This window comes from Catenulispora rubra, assembly GCF_015356825.1.
GTDB classification, from domain to species: Bacteria; Actinomycetota; Actinomycetes; order Streptomycetales; family Catenulisporaceae; genus Catenulispora; species Catenulispora rubra.
Map to the genome: position 1 here is coordinate 34,382 of NZ_JAACYW010000006.1, position 23,132 is coordinate 57,513.

Annotated in this window: 16 protein-coding genes; 6 read left to right on the plus strand and 10 right to left on the minus strand. The window is 65.6% G+C overall.

From position 1 onward, the window contains the following. Window positions 1–14: 14 nt before the first annotated feature. Window positions 15–743, minus strand: a complete 729-nt coding sequence (locus GWK61_RS03655; RefSeq protein ID WP_194904890.1) for a prepilin peptidase — start codon at window positions 741–743, stop codon at window positions 15–17. A 551-nt stretch (window positions 744–1,294) separates the two neighbouring features. Between GWK61_RS03655 and GWK61_RS03660 the strand changes: the two genes are divergently transcribed. The 3 genes from GWK61_RS03660 to GWK61_RS03670 all read left to right on the plus strand — a co-directional run bounded on the left by GWK61_RS03660 (window position 1,295) and on the right by GWK61_RS03670 (window position 7,913). Continuing rightward, window positions 1,295–6,100 carry a DEAD/DEAH box helicase gene (locus GWK61_RS03660; protein ID WP_194904892.1) on the plus strand — a complete coding sequence of 1,602 codons (4,806 nt, stop codon included), beginning with the start codon at window positions 1,295–1,297 and terminating at the stop codon, window positions 6,098–6,100. A 132-nt stretch (window positions 6,101–6,232) separates the two neighbouring features. After that, complete coding sequence (locus tag GWK61_RS03665) at window positions 6,233–7,114, plus strand: DNA-processing protein DprA (protein ID WP_194904894.1); 882 nt, start codon at window positions 6,233–6,235, stop codon at window positions 7,112–7,114. Between the two features lie 22 nt (window positions 7,115–7,136). Then, on the plus strand, window positions 7,137–7,913 hold the full coding sequence (locus tag GWK61_RS03670; RefSeq protein ID WP_228561687.1) for a hypothetical protein: 777 nt from the start codon (window positions 7,137–7,139) through the stop codon (window positions 7,911–7,913). A gap of 29 nt (window positions 7,914–7,942) precedes the next feature. On the opposite strand, the gene GWK61_RS03675 is transcribed toward GWK61_RS03670, so the two are convergent. The 5 genes from GWK61_RS03675 to GWK61_RS03695 all read right to left on the minus strand — a co-directional run bounded on the left by GWK61_RS03675 (window position 7,943) and on the right by GWK61_RS03695 (window position 15,130). Continuing rightward, window positions 7,943–9,352 (minus strand): DNA double-strand break repair nuclease NurA, encoded by a 1,410-nt coding sequence (locus GWK61_RS03675; RefSeq protein ID WP_194904896.1) that lies wholly within the window; start codon window positions 9,350–9,352, stop codon window positions 7,943–7,945. A 2-nt stretch (window positions 9,353–9,354) separates the two neighbouring features. Next, window positions 9,355–11,295, minus strand: coding sequence for an ATP-binding protein (locus GWK61_RS03680; RefSeq protein WP_194905021.1), 1,941 nt, complete (start codon window positions 11,293–11,295; stop codon window positions 9,355–9,357). 32 nt (window positions 11,296–11,327) lie between these two features. Then, window positions 11,328–12,536 carry a DNA methyltransferase gene (locus GWK61_RS03685; protein WP_194904898.1) on the minus strand — a complete coding sequence of 403 codons (1,209 nt, stop codon included), beginning with the start codon at window positions 12,534–12,536 and terminating at the stop codon, window positions 11,328–11,330. A gap of 668 nt (window positions 12,537–13,204) precedes the next feature. Beyond that, complete coding sequence (locus tag GWK61_RS03690; protein WP_194904900.1) at window positions 13,205–13,675, minus strand: hypothetical protein; 471 nt, start codon at window positions 13,673–13,675, stop codon at window positions 13,205–13,207. Beyond that, window positions 13,676–15,130 carry a putative T7SS-secreted protein gene (locus tag GWK61_RS03695; RefSeq protein ID WP_194904901.1) on the minus strand — a complete coding sequence of 485 codons (1,455 nt, stop codon included), beginning with the start codon at window positions 15,128–15,130 and terminating at the stop codon, window positions 13,676–13,678. 72 nt (window positions 15,131–15,202) lie between these two features. Here GWK61_RS03695 and GWK61_RS03700 point away from each other — a divergent pair, with 72 nt between their 5' ends. Both GWK61_RS03700 and GWK61_RS03705 read left to right on the plus strand, forming a co-directional pair. Beyond that, complete coding sequence (locus tag GWK61_RS03700) at window positions 15,203–15,895, plus strand: hypothetical protein (protein WP_194904903.1); 693 nt, start codon at window positions 15,203–15,205, stop codon at window positions 15,893–15,895. A gap of 266 nt (window positions 15,896–16,161) precedes the next feature. Next, entirely contained in the window at window positions 16,162–17,418 is a 1,257-nt protein-coding gene (locus GWK61_RS03705) for a DUF8814 domain-containing protein (RefSeq protein ID WP_194904905.1), read from the plus strand. A 69-nt stretch (window positions 17,419–17,487) separates the two neighbouring features. Here GWK61_RS03705 and GWK61_RS03710 read toward each other — a convergent pair whose 3' ends face one another. The 3 genes from GWK61_RS03710 to GWK61_RS03720 all read right to left on the minus strand — a co-directional run bounded on the left by GWK61_RS03710 (window position 17,488) and on the right by GWK61_RS03720 (window position 21,325). Continuing rightward, window positions 17,488–18,906: an ATP-binding protein gene (locus GWK61_RS03710; protein WP_194904907.1), complete on the minus strand. Its 1,419-nt coding sequence runs from the start codon at window positions 18,904–18,906 to the stop codon at window positions 17,488–17,490. Between the two features lie 112 nt (window positions 18,907–19,018). Next, on the minus strand, window positions 19,019–20,563 hold the full coding sequence (locus GWK61_RS03715) for an ATP-dependent DNA ligase (RefSeq protein ID WP_194904909.1): 1,545 nt from the start codon (window positions 20,561–20,563) through the stop codon (window positions 19,019–19,021). Window positions 20,564–20,605: 42 nt separating this feature from the next. Continuing rightward, window positions 20,606–21,325, minus strand: coding sequence for a rhomboid-like protein (locus GWK61_RS03720; protein WP_194904911.1), 720 nt, complete (start codon window positions 21,323–21,325; stop codon window positions 20,606–20,608). Window positions 21,326–21,406: 81 nt separating this feature from the next. Between GWK61_RS03720 and GWK61_RS03725 the strand changes: the two genes are divergently transcribed. Further along, on the plus strand, window positions 21,407–22,468 hold the full coding sequence (locus GWK61_RS03725) for an NUDIX hydrolase (RefSeq protein WP_194904913.1): 1,062 nt from the start codon (window positions 21,407–21,409) through the stop codon (window positions 22,466–22,468). 140 nt (window positions 22,469–22,608) lie between these two features. Here the strand turns inward: GWK61_RS03725 and GWK61_RS03730 are convergent, their stop codons facing one another. Then, window positions 22,609–23,094 (minus strand): mannonate dehydratase, encoded by a 486-nt coding sequence (locus tag GWK61_RS03730; RefSeq protein ID WP_228561688.1) that lies wholly within the window; start codon window positions 23,092–23,094, stop codon window positions 22,609–22,611. Window positions 23,095–23,132 lie beyond the last annotated feature (38 nt).

A 23,132-nucleotide genomic window follows, 5' to 3' on the forward strand; every position in this document is an offset into this window, starting at 1 on the left:
GTGCCGAGGGCAGCTCACAGCCACAGCAGGGTGAGCATGGTGCCTGCGGTCAGGTACGGCCCGAGCGGGATCCGGCTCTTCAACCGACCGCGGAACAGCTGCACCACGCCCCAGACCGTTGCGATCCCCCAGGCGACGGCGAACCCCTCAACCACCGATCCCCAACTCCGCGCGCCGAGCGTGAGCCCGATGAGCCCGGCGAACTTCAGGTCTCCGAGACCGGTATCTGTGAACAGGCAAAGCACAAGGAACACCCCGAGCACCACCCCGCTGGCCTCCACCGCCCGGAGCATCGTGGCGTCGTCGCCGAACCAGTGGGCGTTGAGGCCCAGAAGTGCCAGGATCGCCGGGTAGGACGGCAGGGTGAGCCAGTCCGGCAGCCGCATTACGGCGATATCGATCGCCGCCAGCAGGGTGCCGACCATTGCGAAGTAGCCGTAGACGATGAACTGGTCATCGCTATTCAGCCGGACGATCACCAGGAACAGCTCGACGTCAATGCACGCCAGGGCGGCGATCCACCCCCAGCGTGACATACGGACCCGACGCCGCCCGCCATCCCCGACGCCGGACTCCATGCCGCGATCGATGTAGGTCTCCGCGATCTGGTTCAACACCGCACGGGTCGCAGGGACCATCTCCGACACCTGGGTGCTGGCGATGCGTGCCTGTACGAGTGCGTCGGCCAGGCGGCGGGTCTGCGGCGAGGCGTTCGCGGCACGCGACAGGAGACGGTTCGACATGTTTCAGGGATCCCTGCGGTCTCACCCGGCGGTCCGCCGGTAGTTGCGATCCGGCATCAGCCAGAGGTCTGAGTCACCGTAGGAGCCGTGGCTAGGCCGCAGACGCATGTACGGCCGTGTCCTTCCGCATGTCACACGATCGGGTGGATCAGCGTCGTTGCGGACAGACTGGAGCGTTCCTGGCCCGGCGGATGTTCGGCGTACCGCCGCGCAGCGAAGTCGGCGTGTTCGCGCTATCCGACGTCCGCGCACGGCAAGGCCGCCTAGGACGACTGAGGCCGACTGCACCGCGCGCTGCTGAACCTGTTCGGATCTCGACACGCACCGCCGCTTCCCTCGCGAGGTCGCCGAAGCCAACGCCGCCCGGTTACTGCCAGCCCGGCCACCGAAGCCGAGATTATCCGCGAGCACCCAGAAGAGTTGAATCTGCGCACCGGCCCTTGACTGGCCGTGAGTGTGGAGACCTCTGTTCGGGTGGGCGGTGTCAGACGAGGCCGATAGGCTGGGCGACCGTTGAGGTACGCGTGGGGTCGGCGGCGGAAAGGCGGACGGTGGGCACCTCGGTTCAGGACGTGATTCGGGATATCCGCGCGAAGGCGACTAGCAACTCCGAGCGTGGCTCGCTGTTCGAGCAACTCATGGTCGGCTACCTGGTCACCGACGCCTTGTTCGCCGACCGGTTCGAAAAGGTGTGGCGCTGGAAGGACTGGCCTGGCAACGGCGGTCGTCCAGACACCGGGATTGACCTAGTCGGCCTGGAGCGGGAGGGCGGGGGCTTCTGTGCCATCCAGTGCAAGTTCTACGAGCCGGATCACACGATCACCAAGCCGGACATCGACTCGTTCCTTGCCGCTTCCAGCAAGGTCGAGTTCACTAGCCGACTGATCATCTCCACGACCGAGAAGTGGAACCAAAACGCAGAGGACGCGATTACTGAACAGCAGCCACCGGTTAACCTCATCGGGTTGGCTGAGCTGGCCGCGAGCTCGATCGACTGGGACGCAATCACGATCACCGGGGACCTACAGATCGACCTCGCCGACTTCCATCGTCATGATCGCAAGCAGCCGCGCGAGCATCAGGAAACGGCGATTGCAACGGTCCTTGAGGGCTTCGCCGACCATGACCGCGGCAAGCTAATCATGGCGTGCGGTACTGGCAAGACATTCACCGCGCTGAAGATCGCCGAAGAGCTCGCCAACCGGAAGGTGATGGGCGACGACGGCGACGAACCGACCCGGGTGCTTTTCCTCCTGCCCTCGATTTCGCTGCTGTCGCAGACGTTGCGGGAGTGGACTGACAACACCGAGCTGAACTTGCATCCGTTCGCAGTCTGCTCGGACGCGAAGGCCACCGCTCGCGCAGCGAAGGACGACAGTCAGGACATCCGGGCCCATGACCTAGCCTTGCCGTCGACGACTGATCCGAAGGTACTCGTTGCCCGGACAATGAAGTCGAAGGCCGGCACAGGCGAGCTGAGTGTGATTTTCTCCACCTACCAGTCGATCGACGTGATCAGCCAGGCCCAGGCGATGGGGATGCCGGAGTTCGATTTGATCGTTTGCGACGAGGCGCACCGTACGACCGGGGTCACCCTGGCGGGTGCGGACGAGTCGCACTTCGTGAAGGTCCATGACAACGACTTCTTGGCCGCTGCCAAGCGCCTGTACATGACCGCGACCCCGCGAATCTACACCGACAGCAGCAAGGAACAGGTCAGTCGCAGCGACGCCATGCTGGCGTCGATGGACGACGAGAAGCTGTTCGGACCGGAGTTCCACCGCCTCGGCTTCGGCGAGGCAGTGGAGAGGAAACTGTTGACCGATTACAAGGTAATCGTTCTGGCCATCGACGAGCAGTACGTCTCCGCACATTTCCAGGCGCAGTTCGCCAACGACGGCGAACTGAACTTGGAGGACCGCTGCAAGATCGTCGGCTGCTGGAACGCCCTATCCAAGCGTTCAGGCCGCGATGCGGAGTCCGGTGGCGGGTTTGCCCCCGACGAGCCGCCGATGAAGCGAGCCGTGGCGTTCGCCGCGAATATCGCTGCATCCAAGAAGATCCGAGATCTGTTCCCCGACACCGTCGACCAGTTCCGGACCGGCCCGAACGATGGGGTACGCTGCGAGGTCCACCACGTCGACGGCACCATGAACGCCCTTGTGCGCAACAAGGAGCTGAACTGGCTCAAAGAGGATTCAGACGAGGGCAACTGCCGGATCCTCACCAACGCCCGATGCCTGTCCGAGGGCGTCGACGTGCCGTCGTTGGACGCGGTGCTGTTCCTGAATCCGCGCAACTCCCAAGTCGACGTCGTGCAGTCCGTCGGGCGCGTCATGCGCAAGGCCGACGGCAAGGACTTTGGGTACATCATCCTGCCGGTCGCGGTGCCGGCAGGGATGCCGCCGGAGAAGGCGCTGGACGACAACCGGCGTTTCCAGGTCGTCTGGCAGGTGCTGCAGGCACTGCGCGCCCACGACGACCGGTTCAACGCCATGATCAACAAGATCGAGCTGAATAAGCAAAAGCCCGACAACATCATGCTGATCCCGGTCGGCGACGAAGACGGCCTCGGCGACGGTCCGAACTTGGACCCGACCCAGCTCGCTCTTCCGTTCGGCGAGTGGGACGACGCGTTGTACGCAAAGATCGTGAAGAAGGTCGGCGAGCGGACGTACTGGCAGCAGTGGTCCAAGGACGTCGCCAAACTCGCCGAGGAGCACGTCGACCGCATCGCCCAAGCGCTCAAGGACGCTGACAAGCAGGAGCGATTCGAGGCGTTCCTGACCGAACTGCGCAACACGATAAACCCGGGCGTCACCGAGGCCCAGGCCATCGACATGCTTGCTCAGCACCTAATCACTAAGCCGGTCTTCGAGGCGTTGTTTGCCGGATACCAGTTCTCAGAGAAGAACCCGGTTTCGGTGGCGATGCAGTCGATGCTGGAGGCATTGGAGGATCGAACCCTCGGCACTGAACACCAGAAGCTGGAGAGCTTCTACGACTCGGTACGCCGGCGGGCTGAGGGTATCGACAACCACGAAGGCCGACAGAAGGTCATCACCGAACTGTACGAGCAGTTCTTCAAGACAGCGCTGCCCAAGACCGCTGACGCCCTCGGAATCGTCTACACACCGGTCGAAGTTGTTGACTTCATTCTGCGCGCCACTGACCAGGCGCTCGGCAAGTATTGGGGCGTCGGGCTGACCAGCGAGGGCGTGCAGGTACTGGACCCGTTCACTGGTACCGGGACGTTCCTGGTGCGGCTGATGGAGTCTGGGCTGATCAAGCCCGAGGACCTGCTTCGCAAGTACACTTGGGAGCTGAACGCCAACGAGATCCTGCTGCTGGCCTACTACATCGCCGCGATCAACATCGAAGCCTCTTTCCACCACTGCTACCGGATGGAGAACGTCGACGTCGACCAGACGTACATCCCATTCAACGGGATCGTGCTGACCGATACCTTCCAGATGAGCGAGAGCGCGCAGGAGGCGCTGCCAATCGTCCTGGAGGGGAACCACGAACGGGCAGAGCGACAGAAGAAGCTCGACATCCGCGTCATCATCGGCAATCCGCCATACTCGGTCGGACAGGACAGCCAGAACGACAACAACCAGAACCTGAAATACGGCGCGCTCGACGCGCACATCGCCGTCACCTACGCGGCGCAGTCGACAGCTACGAACAAGAACTCGCTCTACGACTCATACATCCGTGCCATCCGCTGGGCCACCGACCGGATCAAGGATGAGGGCATCGTCTGCTTCGTCTCCAACGGCGGGTACATCGACGGCAACACCGCCGACGGACTGCGCAAGACGCTCGTCAGCGAGTACGACGCCATCTATTGCTACAATCTACGCGGGAACCAGCGGACCGCTGGCGAACTGTCACGGCGTGAGGGCGGTAAGATCTTCGGCTCCGGCAGTCGGAGTACCGTCGCAATCCTGCTGCTGGTCAAGGGCGGTGAGGCTGCCACGATAGCCGAGGGTGGCTGCCGCCTGTTCTACCGCGACATCGGCGATCATCTCAGTCGGGAGCAGAAGTTGGCGATGCTCGCCGGGCAGGACCTCGGGTCCGTGGACTGGGAGCTGATTGAGCCGAGTCCACAAGGTGACTGGATCAACCACCGGGACGACCGGTTCGACGCTTTCCAGGAAATCGGAGATAAAACTGCCAAGCAGATGGGCGTCTTTGGCCTTCATTCGCCAGGTGTGCAGTCGAACCGCGACGCCTGGGTCTATAATTTCTCAAAGCAGCAAGTCGAGCAGAACGTAGAAGCGACAGTCAGTTTCTTCAATAGCCAGGTTGACGAATATAAGGCCGCCTCCTCTGGAAGCAAGTTGGACGCTGATGCGTTCGTCGACCGAGACGGCGCGCGTATTAGCTGGACGTCCGGATTGATTGCTGATGTCGGGCGCGGGCGACGCCTTGAGTTTGACCCATCGTTGATCCGGCAGAGCGTATATCGCCCGTTCTCTAAGCAGTACTTGTACTTTGGTGGTGGACTGAACCATCGGCCGGGAAAGACCTCTCGAATGTTCCCTGAGCCGGGCGTCGCCAACGTCGGCTTCTACAACGTCGGCAATAGTTCAGCGGTACCTTTTTCGGTGATCATGGTCGACTCGGTACCCGATCTACATGTTACGGGGGCCGGCAGCGCTGGCCAGTTCTTCCCCCGCTACCGCTTTGACGAAGCCGAGCACGATCTGTTCTCCGCGGCCTCCGACACCCCCGGCTATACCCGCATCGACAATATCACCGACGCGACACTGAAATCCTACCGTAACACCTACGGCAGCTCCGCATCGAAGGACGACATCTTCTACTACGTCTACGCCCTGCTCCATTCGCCCGAGTACCGCGAGACGTTCGCCGCCGACCTGAAGAAGTCGTTGCCGCGCATCCCGAAAGTCCGCGACTTCCAGGACTTCGCCACCGCCGGCCGTGCTCTAGCTGATCTACACCTGAACTACGAGTCGGTCCAGTTGTACCCGCTGACGGAGACCCCATCGGCCCCGACGTCAAACCCGAGGGCGTTCTACAGGGTCGAGAAGATGAAGTTCGGTGCCACGGGCGACAGGTCGAAGATCCACTACAATCGCAACGTCACCGTCTCTGGCATCCCCGCCGAAGCATACGACTATCAGCTCGGCGCTCGCAGCGCGATCGAGTGGATCATCGATCGGTACCAGGTCAAGACAGACAAGGCCAGCGGCATCGTCAACGACCCGAACGACTGGTCCGACGACCCCCGCTACATCATCGACCTCCTCGCGCGGATCGTCACCATGAGTTTGGAGACGATAAAGATCGTCAACGCGCTCCCGACCCTCGACATTCTCGACGAGTGAGCCCGGCGCAAAAGCGCTGATTACTCCGCTGACCAGCCACGAACCGTCCCGACGAACTCCGACATAACAGCCCACAGCCCAGCGCATCGCATTACAGTTGACCGGAGAACCCGACTACGAAGGATCGCCTCGATGTCCACCGACCTGCGGGAACAAGCGGCGTTGATCGCCCTGCTCCGTCGTGGCGGAAGGAACTGGCAGGAGATCGCTGGAGCCGTCGAACGCGCAGGGTCAGCGACGCGGGTTTTGAAGGACGAGCCAGACGGCCAGGATGCTCTGTTCGAGCTTGAGGAACAGTTTGACCTGTCGGATATCGAAGACGAGATCACGAAGTGGCGGGGTAAGGGGTTCGGATTCCTCACACTCCTGGACGCCGATTACCCAGCCCGGCTGCGAATGGTCCACCAGCGTCCGCCGTTTCTGTTCGCCAACGGGACTCTGGCACCGGACGACCTTGCCGTCGCCGTAGTCGGGACTCGCGAGCCCTCGCCACGCGGCCTGAGTCAGGCGTCAGCGATCGCCGAAGGCCTGGCACAGCGCGGCGTAACCGTGGTGAGCGGTCTGGCCAAGGGGATCGACGCTGCGGCACACCGAGCTTGTCTGGATGCTGGCGGACGGACCGTTGCAGTCATCGGGACCGGTATCCGCCGCTCCTACCCCGCACAGAACGCCGAGCTTCAGCGTGAGATCGTTCACAAGGGCCTGGTGCTGTCCCAGTTCTGGCCCGATGCTCCGCCGACGAAGCAGTCTTTTCCGATGCGCAACGCCGTGATGAGCGGCTACGCGCTCGCAACAGTGGTTATCGAAGCCGCGTACCAGAGCGGCGCTCGGATGCAGGCACGGCTGGCGCTGGAGCACGGTCGGCACGTCTTCCTGATGAAGTCCTTGCTGATGCACGAATGGGCGAGAGAATACGCACAGCGACCGAACGCGACGGTCGTGGAGTCGGCCGAAGAGGTGTTCCAGGGGCTGGATGGGCTCTTCCCGGCACCTGACGAGTTGGTCTGGACATAGAACGGGGAGGACAGGGGCGGCCGTGGTCAGTGTCCAGCAGGTCAGCGACCAGTACACCAATAAGATCCTGATCCATCCGCCTGGCCTCGCCGACGGTGTGTGCGGCGTGTGTCACACCTGGGTCACCGGCTATAGCCTCTGTTGGGCCTGCAAAGAGAACCGCGGCAAGTTCGGGCAACTCGCGGCGGACGTCGTCGTTCCGATCGGCATGTCCGTGAAGGGCCAGCAATACGCTCACGAACTTCACAACTACAAGGACGGCCGCGATTCTCGGACGGCCTTGTTGATCGGTGCTCGACTCGCATGCGTTCTCTGGCGGTTCTTGACCGAGCATGAAGCCTGCGTCGCACGCGCGGCGGGCGTGGAGGCCGCAGCGTTTCAGGCGGTGACGACGGTCCCGAGCGGCAGTGGGAGGATTGGCGAACACCCCCTGCGACGCATGGCTGCGACGTGGGTTGAGCCGGCGAGGAGCCGCTACGTCGACCTGCTGGAAGCGACGAATGCGAACAGCAAGGAACGCGATCACGAGGTCGTCGTGGATCGGTACCGGATGCGCGAAAAGTCGGTCAAGGGCGCTTCGGTCTTGCTGATCGACGATACGTGGACGAAGGGCGTTCACGCGCAGGCCGCCGCGGCGACGTTGAAGGCCGCTGGCGCCACGCACGTCGCGGTCCTCGTTCTTGGACGCCACATCAATCCGGAGTATCAGGATCACAAACTCCTCGTGGGCCGCGCCGCGCAGCGGCCGTTCACCTGGGACTGGTGTTGTGTCCACGACCTACCGAACGGGCTCTGGTAGACAGCGAAAGGACTAGATGCAGGGAAGCCTCACCGCCGCATCGTGTCACGGGCGAAGCTCTCGAGGATGCGGGTGCTGGGTACCTCGGACAGCGAGACCAGACGGTTAGCCAGAGCAACCGGGATGAGTGCGTTGTCGTACATGGAGCATCGTAGCTCGGCGAGCACAGCGAAGACGTTCTCGACGCACAGATAGTCCCACAAGCTGGGCGCGGGGTTGTGTCCTCCCCGGGTCGGCACCGTGGCCACGTAGGTGCTGCGGTCTGCGGCCTTGAAGATGATCTTTCCGCCCCAGTAAGTGTTCTGACCGTAGGTGATGGTCGAGCCGGGGTCGCCGGGGACGATGTACTTGTAGATGTAGTCGTTCGAAAGCGGGAGTGCGACGCCGGCGATCGGGCCGTCGGCGAGGGCCGCGTCCATGGCCTCGTCGAGCGTTTTCTCGATGTGCATCGCATGTTCCACGAACGCGCCGCTCTTTTCGAGACCCACGATGTTTAGCAGCGGCAGGCGCTTAGTTTGGTCGGCCGGGTCGGGAAAGGCCGCGAGGAAGTCCGCGAGTTCGCGTAGCGGGTCGCTGAGGTCGGCGACCTGGCCGAACAGGGCGAGCGGGCCATCTTTGATGAACAGGAACTCGCGCAGCAGGATTGGCTTCATCTCCCACAGCGTGTGGATGACGTTGACGAGGGCGAGTGTTTCCAGCACTGACATGAGGAATGATGTGGTGCGGCTTGCACCTTGCTCCTCGTCGATCAGTTCGTGGAGTCGAAGGACGTCGGCGAGGTAGACCGGGCCTTCGCAATGCGGGCACTGCTGGTGGATCGGCGAGTCATGTCTGAGAGTGAGGCCGTCGTAGTCGCAGCCAGTGATGGGCGCATTCGGGCACCGGCGAAGTCGTCGGGCCTTCGCCGGAGCATCGATCCAGCGTCGGAAGAGCAGCCAGCGCAGCGTGTCGTAGAGTGTGCGCTCGCCGTCGGGGTGCCCTTTCAGGAACTCGTGAACTGTGAGCCGGAAGGAACCCTGGAGGCTCAGGCCCCGGCGGGAGATATTGTGTGTGGGTGCTGCCAGTTGGAAGCGCTCGATTTTCTTGAGCTTGGCGAGGTCCTCAGGAGCGATAAACGGTTCCTCATCGAGCGCACGGAGGTCGTCGAGTCGGAATATGAGCGGCCCGAAGGCGAAGAACGTGATGGCGGCCGATGGGAACTCCTGCCGCACGACGGCTTCACGGAAGCTGCCGTCGACCGCCACCACATGCCTGATTGGCATGCATTCCGGGAGCCCGACCGTGACTAGTTGGTCTTGCACGGTCTGGGTGTCGGCCGCGCGCGGAACGCTGCATTCCGCGATGAGTGCCTGGACCTGCGGCGACGCGATGATGTTCGCGTGTGAGATCTTGCTGGCGCGTTCCATTGGTTTGCGGCCACGCACGCTGGAGTAGGACACCGTCAGCTTCCCATCACCTTGAACGGGTCGACCTGGATCGGCACTATGAACGTGTTCGAGTCGGTCTTGAGCCGGATGAAGCCCTTGTCGATCGTCCGGCGCAGGCTGTCGGTAAAGTCTTCGAAGTCGTAGTACTTGTCCAGCTCGCGCAGCTCGTCCCGGTTGTTGAGGTGGGATACGAACCAGTTCTGGGTGTTCTTCAGGATGCTGCTGGAGATGGAGCTGACTTCCTGGGTCGCGTAGCACAGTCCGATCCGCAGCTTCTGGCCTTCCTTGGCCAGGCGGTTGTAGATCTGGGTGAGGTCCTTGTCGTCCTTGCGCGGGAAGAGGTTGTGGGCCTCCTCGAAGTACATCTGGATGAAGTTGGTCTGCTGGTTCTTGATGAACCGGTCCATCGCCTCGACGAAGATCTTGCGGGAGACCCGGTCCGAGTACGTCCGCTGGATCTGGGGATCGCCTTGCGAAAGGTCCAGGATGACGATCTTTCCGGCGCGCAGGAGCTCGATGATCTCGTCTTCGAACGGCTTGGCGATGCTGGACGTGTGAAGGTCGCGGTGTTTGATGAGCTTGCGGTAGCCGGCCTCGTTCGGAGCCCCGCCGGGTTTGGCTCGGCGGGTGAGGAAACGCATCAGCGTCTGCGTGTCCTCATCAGCCCAGTCGCGCCCCTTCTTCTCGCGCTTGAGCGCCTGGAACGGCCCATTCTGGTCGTCGTAGTTTGCCCAGGCGGCACTGAACCAGGTGATCGCGTCGTCGAGGGTGATTCCCTTGCTGGGATCGACGCCGCCAAGCCCGGGGATGCCACTCTCCATGATTGTCTTGTTCGAGGAGAACTTGACCTTGATGCCGCCGTCACCGTAGCCGGCGCTCTTCAGGCACGCGAGATACGCCGCCTTCATCACTGCGTGTCGGGTTGTCGCCGAGAAATCGGTGGCGTCCGGCTCGGTCCAGTCGATCGAGCAGAAGGCACGTGTATAGGTGCTCGTGTCGTCGCCCAGCAGGCTCGCAAGTAGGCTGTGTCCCTCGACGACAGACTCGTAGAAGTTCAGCTTCATGACCTTGAAGCCGGTCTTCTCCAGGACGCTGTAGCGAGTTACGTCCAGCGGGTACTGCTCGTAAATCGCCGTCCCCTCATCCTGCTGGTTGGCGTTCGCGTACTCTCCATTGATATCAAAAATGATCTGACCCACCGTCAGGAGCGTCTCGTCCTTGATCTTGACGCCGGATCCGCCGATCTTGACAGTCGCCTGGATGATCTTCTTCACGGAGTTCGACTTCCCGGTACGGGTCATTCCGAACAGCGCCGTTCGCTTGCCGAGGAAGTCGAGCGCGGAAACATAGACGGGGACCTCGTCACCACCGTGGTGACGGAGGCTCGAGCTGTAACGGACCCGGCCGATGCGCTCGTCGCCCTTCCCGCCGGGGATGCCGTCCTCGCGGAAGTTGACGATGTACTCCAAGACCTTGCCGCTCGGCTTGACGACACGGTAGTTGTGCGGCGCGTAGAAGTTGTCCAGATCGCCGGCAAACCGCGTCGCACGGTTCGTATCCCGGTAGAACGTGCCGATCACCCGGCACTCTAGGCCGGAGAACTGGAACTCTGCGCGGGTGTAGGAATCTAGGGGAGCGCCCCCATCTTCGCGGGGAGCTTCTTTGTAGTGATCGACCATGGCCATGACCATGTCGTCATCGGTCGGGAGCTTGGTGGGACGCAGCACGCGCAGCAATATCGCCTCGTCGATGCCCGGCTCGCCGTTGTACAGGGCCAGCAAGAACGCGCCAGCGGGAACGCCGCCGACACTGTGCTTCCACTTGTCGTTGCTCATCAGCCGCAGGCGGTCGAAGTCGAGGTAGAAGGGCCGTCCGACAAACGCATCGTCCTTGCGGCTCTCGACGAACAGGTCGACGCTGGCCAGCTGCTTGAGTTCCTCGAAAATAGACTGCATCTCCACCGGGTCTTCCCCCCTGCGTCAGGTGTCTACTTGCGGATGTCAGCGAACGTGGACCGACCCCACGATGGCGGGACAACGTCCGGAAGCCGCTGCTCGTTGGGGCTCAGCAGGAGCATCCGGTCGACTTTGGTGGCCCGGCCGCTGTTGTGCTTCCAAATGCGGCTGACTTTTCGGTCCTGGGGGATCTCGTCGGCGATGATCCCGTGCAGGTACCATCCCTGCTCTCGAAGCACGCCGTCCCATACAGCTTGTGCAAGGTTTAGGTCCTCGTCACCGCGCCGGACATCGCCGATCACAAGGCAGGCGTATCCGTCCTCGGCAACAATGCGCCGCAGATTGGCAGACACGGACGTCATGAACTCGATGTAGCGCTGAAGCGATGCCGACGCCATGAGCTTCTGATCGACCGCCGCTGACGTCTCACCCAGGAACCACAGCCGAACCCAGTTGTACTTGCCGTACTTGATCACCTGGAGGTACGGCGGTGAAGTGAAGATCAATTTGGGGCGGCGCCTGATGAGCCAGGGCGGCGGGGATGCAGTTGCGTCGTGAGCCCAGCTTCGTCCTGCTTCCAGCTTCACGGCCGGTAGATCGAGACGCGCAAGGCGGGTCCTTAGCATGGCGAATACATCGACCTCTGGCGCCTGGAGTCTGTGTTCGTCGATATACCTGGCGACATACCCGGGTGCCATGGCAAACGTGTTCGGCATGCTGATGGAGAAGCCTTGGGGGCCGGACTTGTTGTGGTTGGCGTGGAGCATCCCGAGGATGGTGGCGATGAGGAAGCAGTCGACGTCGCGCGCGCGGTCCAGCTCGTTGCGTAACCAGTTCAATTGCTTGAGTGTCTGTTCGCTGTACAGCATGGCGATGGTGTCAGGAACATCGTTAGCCGACACAGTCGACGACGCATATCCCGATTCAAGTTTGGAAAGTCGCGCAAACAAAGCTCGGCGGCTCGGCACGTGGATCTTCGCTTGAGTCAGCACCACCGCCATGGGATTCGCGTCGCTGCCGTAACCCAGCCGTCCCTGTAGAGCCGCTTCCAGGCAGACGGTTCCGCGTCCGGCGAATGGGTCATAGACAGCATCACCCGGCTGCGTGAGCCAGTCGATGAAGAAGTGCGCGAGCTGTGGTGGGAACATGGCGAAGTAGCTGCACAGGCTATGCAGCGAATGCCCCCACCGACGCGGCGCGGCACGCCAGAACTCCGGCAGATCCTGAATCCCCGCGTCCACTGATCGACCCGTTCCTGAAGATGAGAGTTAAGTCGAAGCTGCCTTGGCTAGGCATCGCGCGAGCCCGCCACGCGGTGTGACATTAGCAGCACCGTGCGAGTCATACCAGATCTCGTCGACGTCGGGACTGGCCTAGGCGTCGTGCTTCAGAACGTCGGGCACAGTGGTGGACTCTCTAAAGAGTCTCAAGCGCTCTCAAGGTATGACTCGATATCGCCGAGGTCACGGCTGGCGCGCGTCAAAATAACTGGCGAATCACTTCACCTCGAACGCCTCGCTGCGGGTCAGGGTCTGCAGCCACGATGGCGCGTTTCGTTGCCACGGCCTCGAACGTCGGGGCGGGCTTCGCCGCGATTTCGCCGTGCGGCGAATACGCGGTGAGGTTGGGGGCGGATCGCCAGGAGGCGGCTCCGTCGCAGGTCATTGAGATGGCGTGCCAACTACTTTTAAAGACCCGCTGGCTCCACACTGAGTTAACTGCGGCGCAAGCGGCGCGAGCGGGGGCTCTGCCACCCGCACCCCCTCGCGTGTGGTCGCGTGAGGCGGGAATTGAACCCGCGTCCACGCGGGGTCCGTGAGTTGATTGTTTTCGAATGTGGCACCGTCTTTCGGGACGGTGCCGCATTTTTTGTTGCGGCTTGGATTTTCAGGGTGTGGTCGGCGCATCGTCACGCGGTTGGCGGACCCACGACCCAGGGCCGCCAGGTGGGCTCGTCGTCGGCGTCCACGGTCGTCTTGTCGGGGAACTCGTGAGTGCCGCGGCCGGGGAGGTATGCGGCCGTGATGAGGTCCAGGTCGTGGGTCAGGACCATCGCGGTGTCGGGGCGCTTGAGAATGAGTTCGCGGAAGATCTGCCGCGCCTCCGAGTCCTGTTTGGCCAGGGAACTTTCCGTGGTCCAGATCGCGAAGACGGTGTCATAGCCGTCGAACGCCTGAGCATCGTCTTCCGGCGCTGAATTGACGAACTCATTGCGGTACACTCTGCCACCGACCTCGCCGACGCCGTCCAGGGCTGTACGACGGATGAAGACGCGGCCCTCCCGCTCGATCAGAGTCATGCCGAGCGCGTCGGCGAGTGCTTGCGCCTCCGATTCGAGCGGTCCGCTGCGTCGAATGAAGAGTTCTTCAAAAGTAGCCATCTAACCGTCACTCCTGGGGAATGAGATGATGCTGTCATCGCCCAAGATGACATGAATGACTTTCGCGACCTTCGACCCGCTCTGGTGTAGGGCGCCGTTGTACGCGGCCCGCGCGTCCGCCTCCGTCAGTCCGACGCCACGGCCGTCGATGACCACCTCGCCGTCGGCCGGCACCTGCCCACTTGCGGTGTTCATATTACGCTTGATGGCGTTCAGGCTTCCGCTGTTGAGCTTCTTGAACTCCGTGATCGTCCCCGGATCGTCGGGCGCCTTCCGCACCATCGCGTCGGGGTTCTTGTCGCCCTGAATCGTCTGGTCTTCGGGGCGTTGGTCGACGCGGTGGCCCTCCTGCTTCAGCCTTTCTGCGATCGGCACCTCGTGCGGCTTGAACTGGCCGCCGGGATCGTGGACGCCGGGCTTGAAGTCGTCGCCGAGGGGGCCATGGTCGAAGGCCGGGTCATTGACGTCGCCGACAGGTTGTCGTCCGTCGTGAGCCGCCATCGCTCCCGGCGGAACCCCGTCCTCGCCTTCCTTTCCGCCCTTGCCGCCCATGCGGGAAGCTCCGAGGTACGCCGCGTCGTGGGCGAGGTCGTCCCAGTGGCCCTGGAGGCCGTCGCCGGCGGCTTTGATGGCGAGTCCGGCCGTGGCGACCTCGGGTGCTGTCTCGGCGATGAAGTCGTCGGCGACGGCGAGGCCGGCGGTCACGACGTCGAGGCCTGGGACTTCGGCGGTCAGGAGGGCGATGCCGTTCAGGATGGGGGCGAGGATCTGGGCGATCTGGCCGATGTCGTTGGCCCATTCGGCGATCTTGCCGCCGACGTCGGACAGGGCCTCGCCGACGTGCTGCCACCAGTGCTTGTTGTGGATGCCGTCGGATTGGGCGTGGTGGAGGGCTTTGGCGCACTCTTTGGCGGCGGCGTCGAGGTCGTTGTGGGCCTGGTGGGCTGCGGCGGTGAGGGCGGCGAGGCGGCCCTTGGCGTCGGTGAGGGCCTTCTGGGCGTTGTCGTGGGTTGTCTGGGCGTCGGCCGCGGCCTTCGGGTCCGTGCCGGCCTGGGCGGTCTTCAGGTCCGCGGCGGCGTTGTTGGCGGTGCCGTTGGCGCGGCTGACGTCGACTTCGGCGTCCTGGCCCTGGCGCAGGGCGAGGTCGGCCTTGTTCTGCGCGGCCTGCATCTTCGGCCAGTAAGCGGACAGGGCGTCGGAGGCCTCGCCGTAGGAGATGTACAGCTTCTGGAGACGACCGGGGAGGGGGCCGAAGGTGTTCTTGAAGGCGTCCGCGGTTTGCCCGACCCACGACAGCGCGGTGGCGTCGCCGCCGAACGACTTCAGCGACGACCAGGCCTGCTCGACGTCGTGGGAGAAGTCCCCGAACTCCTTCGCAAGGGCCTGAATCGCCTCCACCACGCCGGGCGTCGGATCCCCGTCCAGGCCCAACACATCCCACCCGCTTGGGCGCACCACTAGTAGCCCTCCCCGAATCCCCCGCACGCCTGTCGCCGACGCAACAGCGGACGTCGTTGATCTCGACGCGTGACGGTGGACGAGTGTACAAAAGCGTCCATGGAATCCGTAACCCCTGAGCGCGACCCGATTACTTACCGTCTCGCGCCCGGGCAGGATTGGTACCGGATTCGGCTGAATGAGCATGCTGAGACGGACGTCAAAGCCTTCCTGGACGTCATGTTCGACGGGGTCCCGGTCGAGGCCGCTGAGCAAGCCAGGGTCCTGATCGGAGTGCAGTTCGCGGCGCAGATCGCTGCGGCACGCTCCAAGCGTGGGATCGACATCCTGGTCCCCGCGCCGAAGCCCGGCGGTGCGGCGATGCCGGGGGCGGCCGTTCTGGTCGCCGAGGTGGTGATCCCCGGGTCGGTCGTCCCCGACCCGACCGAGGTCGTGACGCGTGTGGCGAGGAACGCGATCGGCGCGCGTACCGGCGTGATCGCGGGCTGTCCGGCGGTGCGAATCGACCACAGCATGGCGGATGCGGATGCACGGGCCAACATCGGCGGTGGTAAGGGCACTGATGTCGATGGCCCGCCGACGCCCAAGCGCATCGAGTACGTCATCGCGGTGCCGAACGACTCGCGATGGTTGTCGATTGATCTGAGCGTGCAAGCCGTCAACGGCTTCGACGTCGAGCAGACGATCGCGAAGTTCGATCAGACGGTGGCCGGGCTCAGCTGGTCCGCGCCCGAGCCCGAACTCGCTTCCCGCCCCGAGTAGTCAGGCCGTCCGCGCCGCGTCGGGTAAACCTCCATGGCAGTGCCTGCCTATGACAGGCCGCCTCTGCTGTGCAATCAGAGCACTGCGATCATCGAGCAGCCTTGCGACACTACTGACTGTGTCAGTCACATCACAGGCTCTTGACGGCACGCTACCCCACGCGCAAGACGACCCCACGAAAGGACGACATGAGACTCCCTCTGCATAAGAGAGCTGCGATAGCGGCCGTGGCCGTGCTCGCGGTGTCCACCGTTACCACGGGTGCGATGGCTGGTACGGCGCAGGCGGCTTCGAGTAGCACGCGATGGACCGAGGACTTGGCCCGGGTGCAGGCCTCCGACTTCAACGTTGTCTGGACCGGTAAGGCGCTCACCGTCAAGGACGCGCGGGTGCACGCCACGACGTCGCACGATACGCGTGGCTACGCGCAGGACGTCCTGCCTGCGCACAGCCTCGCGAAGCCGGCGAATGAGGTTGCCGTGACACTGACCGCGAGTCGGCCGGCGGGCACTGACGTGCAGGTGGACGTTCGGGGCCTCGGCCAGAACGGCAAGTGGACGCAGTGGGTGTCTGCGGCGGCCACCGGTGCGACGCGTCTGGCGGAGTCGGTGGGCAAGGTGCAGGTGCGCATCACGCTCCGGGACAGCGTGCAGGGCGCTGCTCCGGCCGTCACCGGGCTTTCGCTGAGTGCTGACAGCGGCGCCGCCCCCGCCGTCGCGCCGCGGCTGGCTCCCATGTCCGTCTCCTACCAGGTCTATGCCACGCGCGAGGGCCTGGTCGGGGGCACGACCGCGAACGGCCACGTGATCCAGCCCAGCGACCACTTCGTGGCGCTGCCGTCGGGGTCGGCGCTGTCGCCGAACGGTTCCGGCGACTACTCGGTGCAGGTCTGCGGGCCGAGCACCTGCGAGACGGCGCCGGTGTGGGACATCGGCCCGTGGAACACGCACGACGACTACTGGGACGCCGGCCGCGCCGAGTTCACCGACCTGCCGCAGGGTACGCCGGAGGCGCAGGCGGCGTACCAGAGCGGCTACAACGGCGGGCACGACGAGTTCGGGCGCGCGGTCTCCAACCCGGCCGGCATCGACCTCGCGGACGGCACCTTCTACAACATCGGCCTGAACGACAACGGCTGGGTCACCGTGACCTACCTGTGGACCGGCGGCGGTGGCGGCAGCGGTCCGTCGGTCACCGGCATGAGCCAGTGCGACACATCGTCGAACGCTGATTGCTGGAACAGCGCGGCCGGCGACGGCTCGGACTGCTACAGCGGCCACTTCTGCATCTACACCGGCACCGGCTACACCGGCACCGTGTTCTCCTTCTACCACTGCAAGTACAACGGCGGCGACTGGGCTCTGCAGAACTGGGTCGCGGCAGGGTCCTACATCAACGACAACTCCGGTGGGACCGACGCCTACACCAAGGACCAGAACCACAACGTCATCACGGCGTCCGCACCAGGCGACTCCAACACGAACTACGACTTCAACCCGGTCTACTACGTACAAGCATGCTGATGTGGTGACGCGTCGGAGCGTGCGCCGGTCACGCGACCAGCGCACGCCCCGATGCTGCGGTCAGGCCTGTCAGCCCTGCCAAGGCGTCAACAAGTCCGCCGGCCCGAACACCGCGTCCAGCCCCTTCGCTGCCGCACCGGTCCGCGACACCGCGAGCAGCGGCACCGGATCGTCGGTCACGCGGTCGCGATGCCGTTGCAGCGCAAGCAAATCGCGCGCGTCGAAGGGGGTGTGGTCGAGCCACTTGATGGAGCCCAGGAACAGCAGCCGACGCGCGACCGGACCGCGATCGGCGCCGACGATGTCGATCTCGACGTCGTTGCTCCGCGTCCAGTAGCCGCCCACGACCGGCGCCGCCGGCAGACCCGCGGCTGGAAGTAGCCGCGCCAGGCTCTCGCGCACCAGCGGCTCCACGGCGCGGCCCCGCCAGCTCGGCCAGCCGACGCGGATGCGGTCGAGCGTCAGGTCCGAGCGCATGCGGTTGATCTCGGCCAGGTGCGGGGCCAGGAACCGGAACCAGAAGCGCAGGTATGAGTCGGTGATGCGGTAGCGCCGCTCCTTCGACGGCGCCAGCGACACCGGTAGTTCGGCGGCGACCACGCGCTTGTCGGTCAGGACCTCGGTGGCGCGGGTCAGCGTCGAGTGCGCGATGCCGCCCGCGGTGCGGGCGATGTTCGTGAACGTGCGCTCGCCCGAGCCGATCGCGGCCAGCACGGCGCGCGCCTGCGCCTGGTCTGGGAACTCGGCGGCCAGCGACAGCTGCGCGGAGGCGGTCAGGGGGCTGAAGGGGTCGGCCAGCTCGCGGGTGAGGAATGACCACATGTCCTCGCCGGGCCGCCAGCGCGCGCAGATCATCGGCAGTCCGCCGGTTGTCAACGCGGCGTCGAAGGCGTCGGCCTCGCCCAGGCCGGTCATGGCGGCGACGTCGGCGGGGTTGAGCGGCCCGATCGGCAGCTCGGTGCCGCGCTGGTGGAAGGGCCGGCCGTAGGAGGTGAGGGCTTCCATCATCGACAGGTCCGAGCCGATGAGCAGCAGGAGCACCGGTTTGCGCGACAGCTCCCGGTCCCACGCGCGCTGGAGCACGCTCTCGAACGCGCCCTGCTCGTCCATCAGGTACGGCACCTCGTCGAGCACGACCACCGACGGCCGGTCGTCGGGCAGGATGCCAGCCAGCTGCCGGAACGCCGCGGCCCAGTTGCCGGGCGTGGCGTCGCCGAAGACGTCGGCCTCGGGCAGGTCGGAGGCGCTGACCGCGCGCACGAACTCGGCCAGCGGTTCCTCGCCGATGCCGATTTCCGCGGTGTAGTAGACGTGCGGCACGCCGGCGCCGCCCACGAACTCCTCGACCAGCGCCGACTTGCCGATCCGGCGGCGGCCGCGCAGGACCAGGCAGCGCCCCGCCGGACCCGCCGCGCCACCGGCGCTGACCTGGGAGAGGACCTGGTTGAGGGCGGCCAGTTCGCGCCTTCTGCCCACGAAACGGGTCACGGCGGCTCCTCTGAGTGCGTCCAGTCGTCGATCCGGATACTTTCGATCAGGATACTATCGCTGGCGCTACTATTGGGGGCCATCGAGGAGCTATCGGGGAGCTGAAGAGGGTCTACTGAGCGGCCTGCCCGATCGCCCGCACCGCGTCGATCGTGTCAGCATCCTGAGCCCGCTTGTCCTCCCGGTACCGCACCACCCGCGCGAACCGCAGCGTGACCCCGCCCGGATACCGCGAACTGCGCTGCACCCCGTCGAACGCCACCTCGACCACCAGCTCCGGCCGCACGCGCACGGTCCAGTCGTCGGCGGACGTCTGCAACGCGCGCAGCCGCTCGGTCTGCCAGGCGAGCAGTTCGTCGGTCATGCCCTTGAACGTCTTGCCCAGCATCACGAACTCGCCGCTCTCCGGGTCGCGCGCGGCCAGGTGGAGGTTGCTCAGCCACCCGCTGCGCCGGCCGTGGCCCCACTCGGCGGCGACGACCACCAGGTCGAGGGTGTGGACCGGCTTGACCTTCAGCCATCCCGAGCCGCGCCGGCCGGCGGTGTAGAGCGCGTCGAGGGACTTCACGACGACGCCCTCGTGCCCGCGGTCCAGGGCGTCCTTCGCGAACGCCTCTGCGGCCTGCGGGTCGTCGGTGACCAGGCGCGGCGCCAGCCCGTCCGGCGGGGCGATCGAGGCCAGCAGGTCGGAGCGCTCGTGGGAGGGCAGGTCGATCAGGTCGCGGCCGTCGAGGTGCAGCAGGTCGAAGAGGAAGACGGTCAGCGGGATCTGCTCGCGGAGCTTGGCGACGTCGCGGCGGCTGCCGGTGCGGCTCGCGGTCTCCTGGAACGGCCGCGGGCGGCCGTCGGGGGCCAGGGCCAGCGCTTCGCCGTCCAGCACGGCCGAGGTCACCGGAAGCGCGCGGGCCAGCTCGACCACCTCCGGCAGCCGGTCGGTGATGTCGTCCAGGCTGCGGGTGAAGACCTGGACGCGGTCGCCGGCGCGGTGGATCTGGACCCTGATTCCGTCGAGCTTCCACTCCAGCGCCGCCGGGGCGGCCTTCTGCAGGGCCGCGGCGACGTCGTCCGCCGTCCCGGCCAGCATCGGCTGGATCGGCCGCCCGACGACCAGCCCGACCTCGCGCAGCCCCGGCACGCCGTCCCGGAGCGCGGTCCGCGCGGCCGCCGCCAGATCCCCGCCGAACATCGCCGCGCGCCGCACCTCGGCCGCCGGGACCTCCGCGGCCTTCGCGACCGCGTCGGCCATGACGCCGTCCAGCGCCCCTTGCCGCAGCTCGCCGGTGAGGAGGCGGCGCAGGAAGGACTGTTCCTCAGCGGTGGCGCGGGCGAACAACGCGGTCAGGAGCTCGCGGCGGCGCGCCTGCGAGCCCGCGCCGGACGTGCTGCCGACCTCGTCGAGGATCCGGTCGACCTCGGCCACCTCCAGCTCCCCGGCCCCGGCCGCATCCCCGGCCACCGGCGCGGGCAGGTCGCGCAGCGTGGCCCAGCCGACGCCGATCTGCCGCTGCGGCAGCTCACCGGACAGGTAGTGGACGGCGACCGTGACCTCCTCGGGCCCGGCCGTCCGCAGCCGCTCAGCGAGCAGCGCGATCTTGGCCGAGCGGGCCGAGGTCTCGGCGACCGCGGTGGACGTGGTGGCCAGATCGAGCAAGCGCATGGGGTCCATGCTCCGCCACGGCACTGACAGGGGCGAGCCGAGTCATCCAGGTGGAGTGGCATTTCGCAGCAAGAAGTACCCTGCCGCCAGCCCGAAAGCCGCCGCCGTCTCGTGCCCGATCGTCGCGAAGTTCGGCAGCAGCCCGAACCACTGCGCGCTGACGAACGGGTACGCGAACACCCCTGCCGCCCACGGGATCCGCACGGCCTTCGGCACCAGCGGGGTCACCGCCGCCGCGATCGCCAGTACGCCGTAGCTGATGCCGTAGTCGTAGCCGTCCCACCACTTCGCGGGGTAGCGGCCGGAGTGGATCGCGGCGGCGGCGACGCCGGTGGCCACGGCGGTGGCGACGGTGTTCGCCAGGAGGAAGAGGGCGGCGGTGCGGGCGGGGCCGAGGCGGCGTTCGAGCGCGGCCATGCAGATGCCGACGCCGCCTGCGATGATCAGAAGGTGGGAGAGCAGGCCGCTGTCGGTGGCCGCGAACAAGGGGCTGGCCAGCAGGACCGTCAGTGGGGCGTGTGCCATGTTGTGCGGGTTGGTGCTGATCGCGATCTTCAGGTGGTCGGCCGCCGGGCCGGTGAGGATCTTCGTCAAGAGCAGCAGTCCGGCCAGGATGACCAGCAGGTAGGCGGCCGTCATCGCGTTGCGGCGCGGGTAGGCGCGCGCGGCCCGGACCAGCGACGGGACCAGCGACCGCCACACCACGCGGGTCCTCGACGGCACGCTGCGGGGCGCCGAGCGCGGGCCGGTGTCGATCGCCATGCACCGAGCTTGGCAGAAACGCCCCGGCCGGTGGCGGATCACCGGTGACAATGGGGGTTCCGAGCCGAGGATGGAGGACCGATGGACGCCGAGGAACATCCCGAGGAACAACCGCACATCACCTGGCACGAGGCGCCGGTCCCGCCCGGCATGCCGGTCACGCAGGCCTACGTCTGGGCGCTCGACCCCGACGACGGCCGGGTCCTGATCCAGGACCGTGGCCCGCAGCACCCCCGCCGCTACACCCTCCCCGGCGGCCGCCCGGAGCCGGAGGACGGCGGCGACCCGCTGAAGACCGCCGCGCGCGAGGCGATGGAGGAGTCCCAGATCCGCATCGACACCGAGCGCGCCGTCTATCTGGGCCACCAGGTCGTCACGTGGTTCGCCAAGCGCCCCGAGCCGTATGCCCAGCTCCGCTACGCCGCGCCGATCATCGCCTACGAACCGATCGGCCCCGACCCCGACAACGGACGCACCAACCGCCGCTTCATGACCGGCCTGGCCCGCGCCCCGGAGCTCCTACACTGGCACGAGACCGGCGCGGCCCAGGCCAAAGCAGCCTTGAAAGCCGGAGCACAGCTCGGCCTCCCGGTCGACGACCCCTCGCCGGAGGGCTACCGCGACGGCGAGAAGGACCGCTACCTCGTCTGCCACGACTACGGCATGGGGGGCCTGTGGTGGTGGGTCACGGCCCGCAGCGCCAAGGAGATCATGGAGCGGGTCGCGGACGTCGTCGTGGTGACGGCGAGCGAGACCGTCAACCGGGTCGCGGACTGGGGGCTGGCGGAGGTCGACATCGACGCCCCCGACGAGAACCCGTTGACCAGCCTGAAGGCCACCCGGGACGAGCAGCGCGGGCAGGAGGGCTTCGGCGCGCTCGTCGGGCGGGGCACGGTCTACGTCCGCCAAGCTTGGGACGAGGGCACCGAGAACGGCGAGGCGTACTACCTCACGGAACTGGGGGAGGACGGCTACCGCACCCGCCAGGTCGTCGAATATGCCGACGGCTCCTGCGTGAAGACCGACGACTGGCCCCTCAACCCGCCGTACGACCTGTACGACCCGGTCCTGGGCCGGGCCGAGGTGGACCGCGCCGTCTTCGAAGCCGCGTGGGACAAGGCGGAATTGGAAACAGAATACTGATAAGCATGTTCGAAACACAGGTGGCCCTGATATAGATACAGCGGCGACCGGACGCCGTCCAGCCCGAGGGCGACGTCCGGGAACCACTTACCGGCAGCTGCAATCGCGGCAGCGAGCCGCAACGAGCCTTGATGCGAGCCCTAACCCCCGATCCCCAACGCGTCCACGATCCCCAGGATGCTCGGCGGATGGAAGTTCCCCTCCCCGAGGAAGCACTCCGCGAACGCCGGCACCGTCCCGCGCACGTCCCGGAAGTGCACGTACGCGATGTGCCCGCTCGGCGCCAGCAGGTCGATGACCTCCGTGACGTTCGCCGCCCCGGCCATCGCCGACACCGACCCGGTGCACAGCGTCAGCCCCCACGCGCTGCTGCCGCGCGCCCGGTCCCGAGCCTCGGCCAGCGCCGCCGGGGATGTGAAGATCCGCGCCGCGCCGCCCAGCGGCTCGGCGACCGGCGGATCATCAGGGTGCAGACTCAACCTGACCCCGACTTCCTCCGCCACCGGCAGCGCCGCGTCGAGGAAGTACTGGTAGTTGGTCCACATGTCGTCCGCACTCAGCGGCGGGTCGATCGGCTCGTCCGGCGTCAGCTTGTACGCCGCCAGCGCGTAGTCACGCTGAGACAACGTTGTCCAGAGCTTCAGCGAAGAAAGGAAAGCGCATT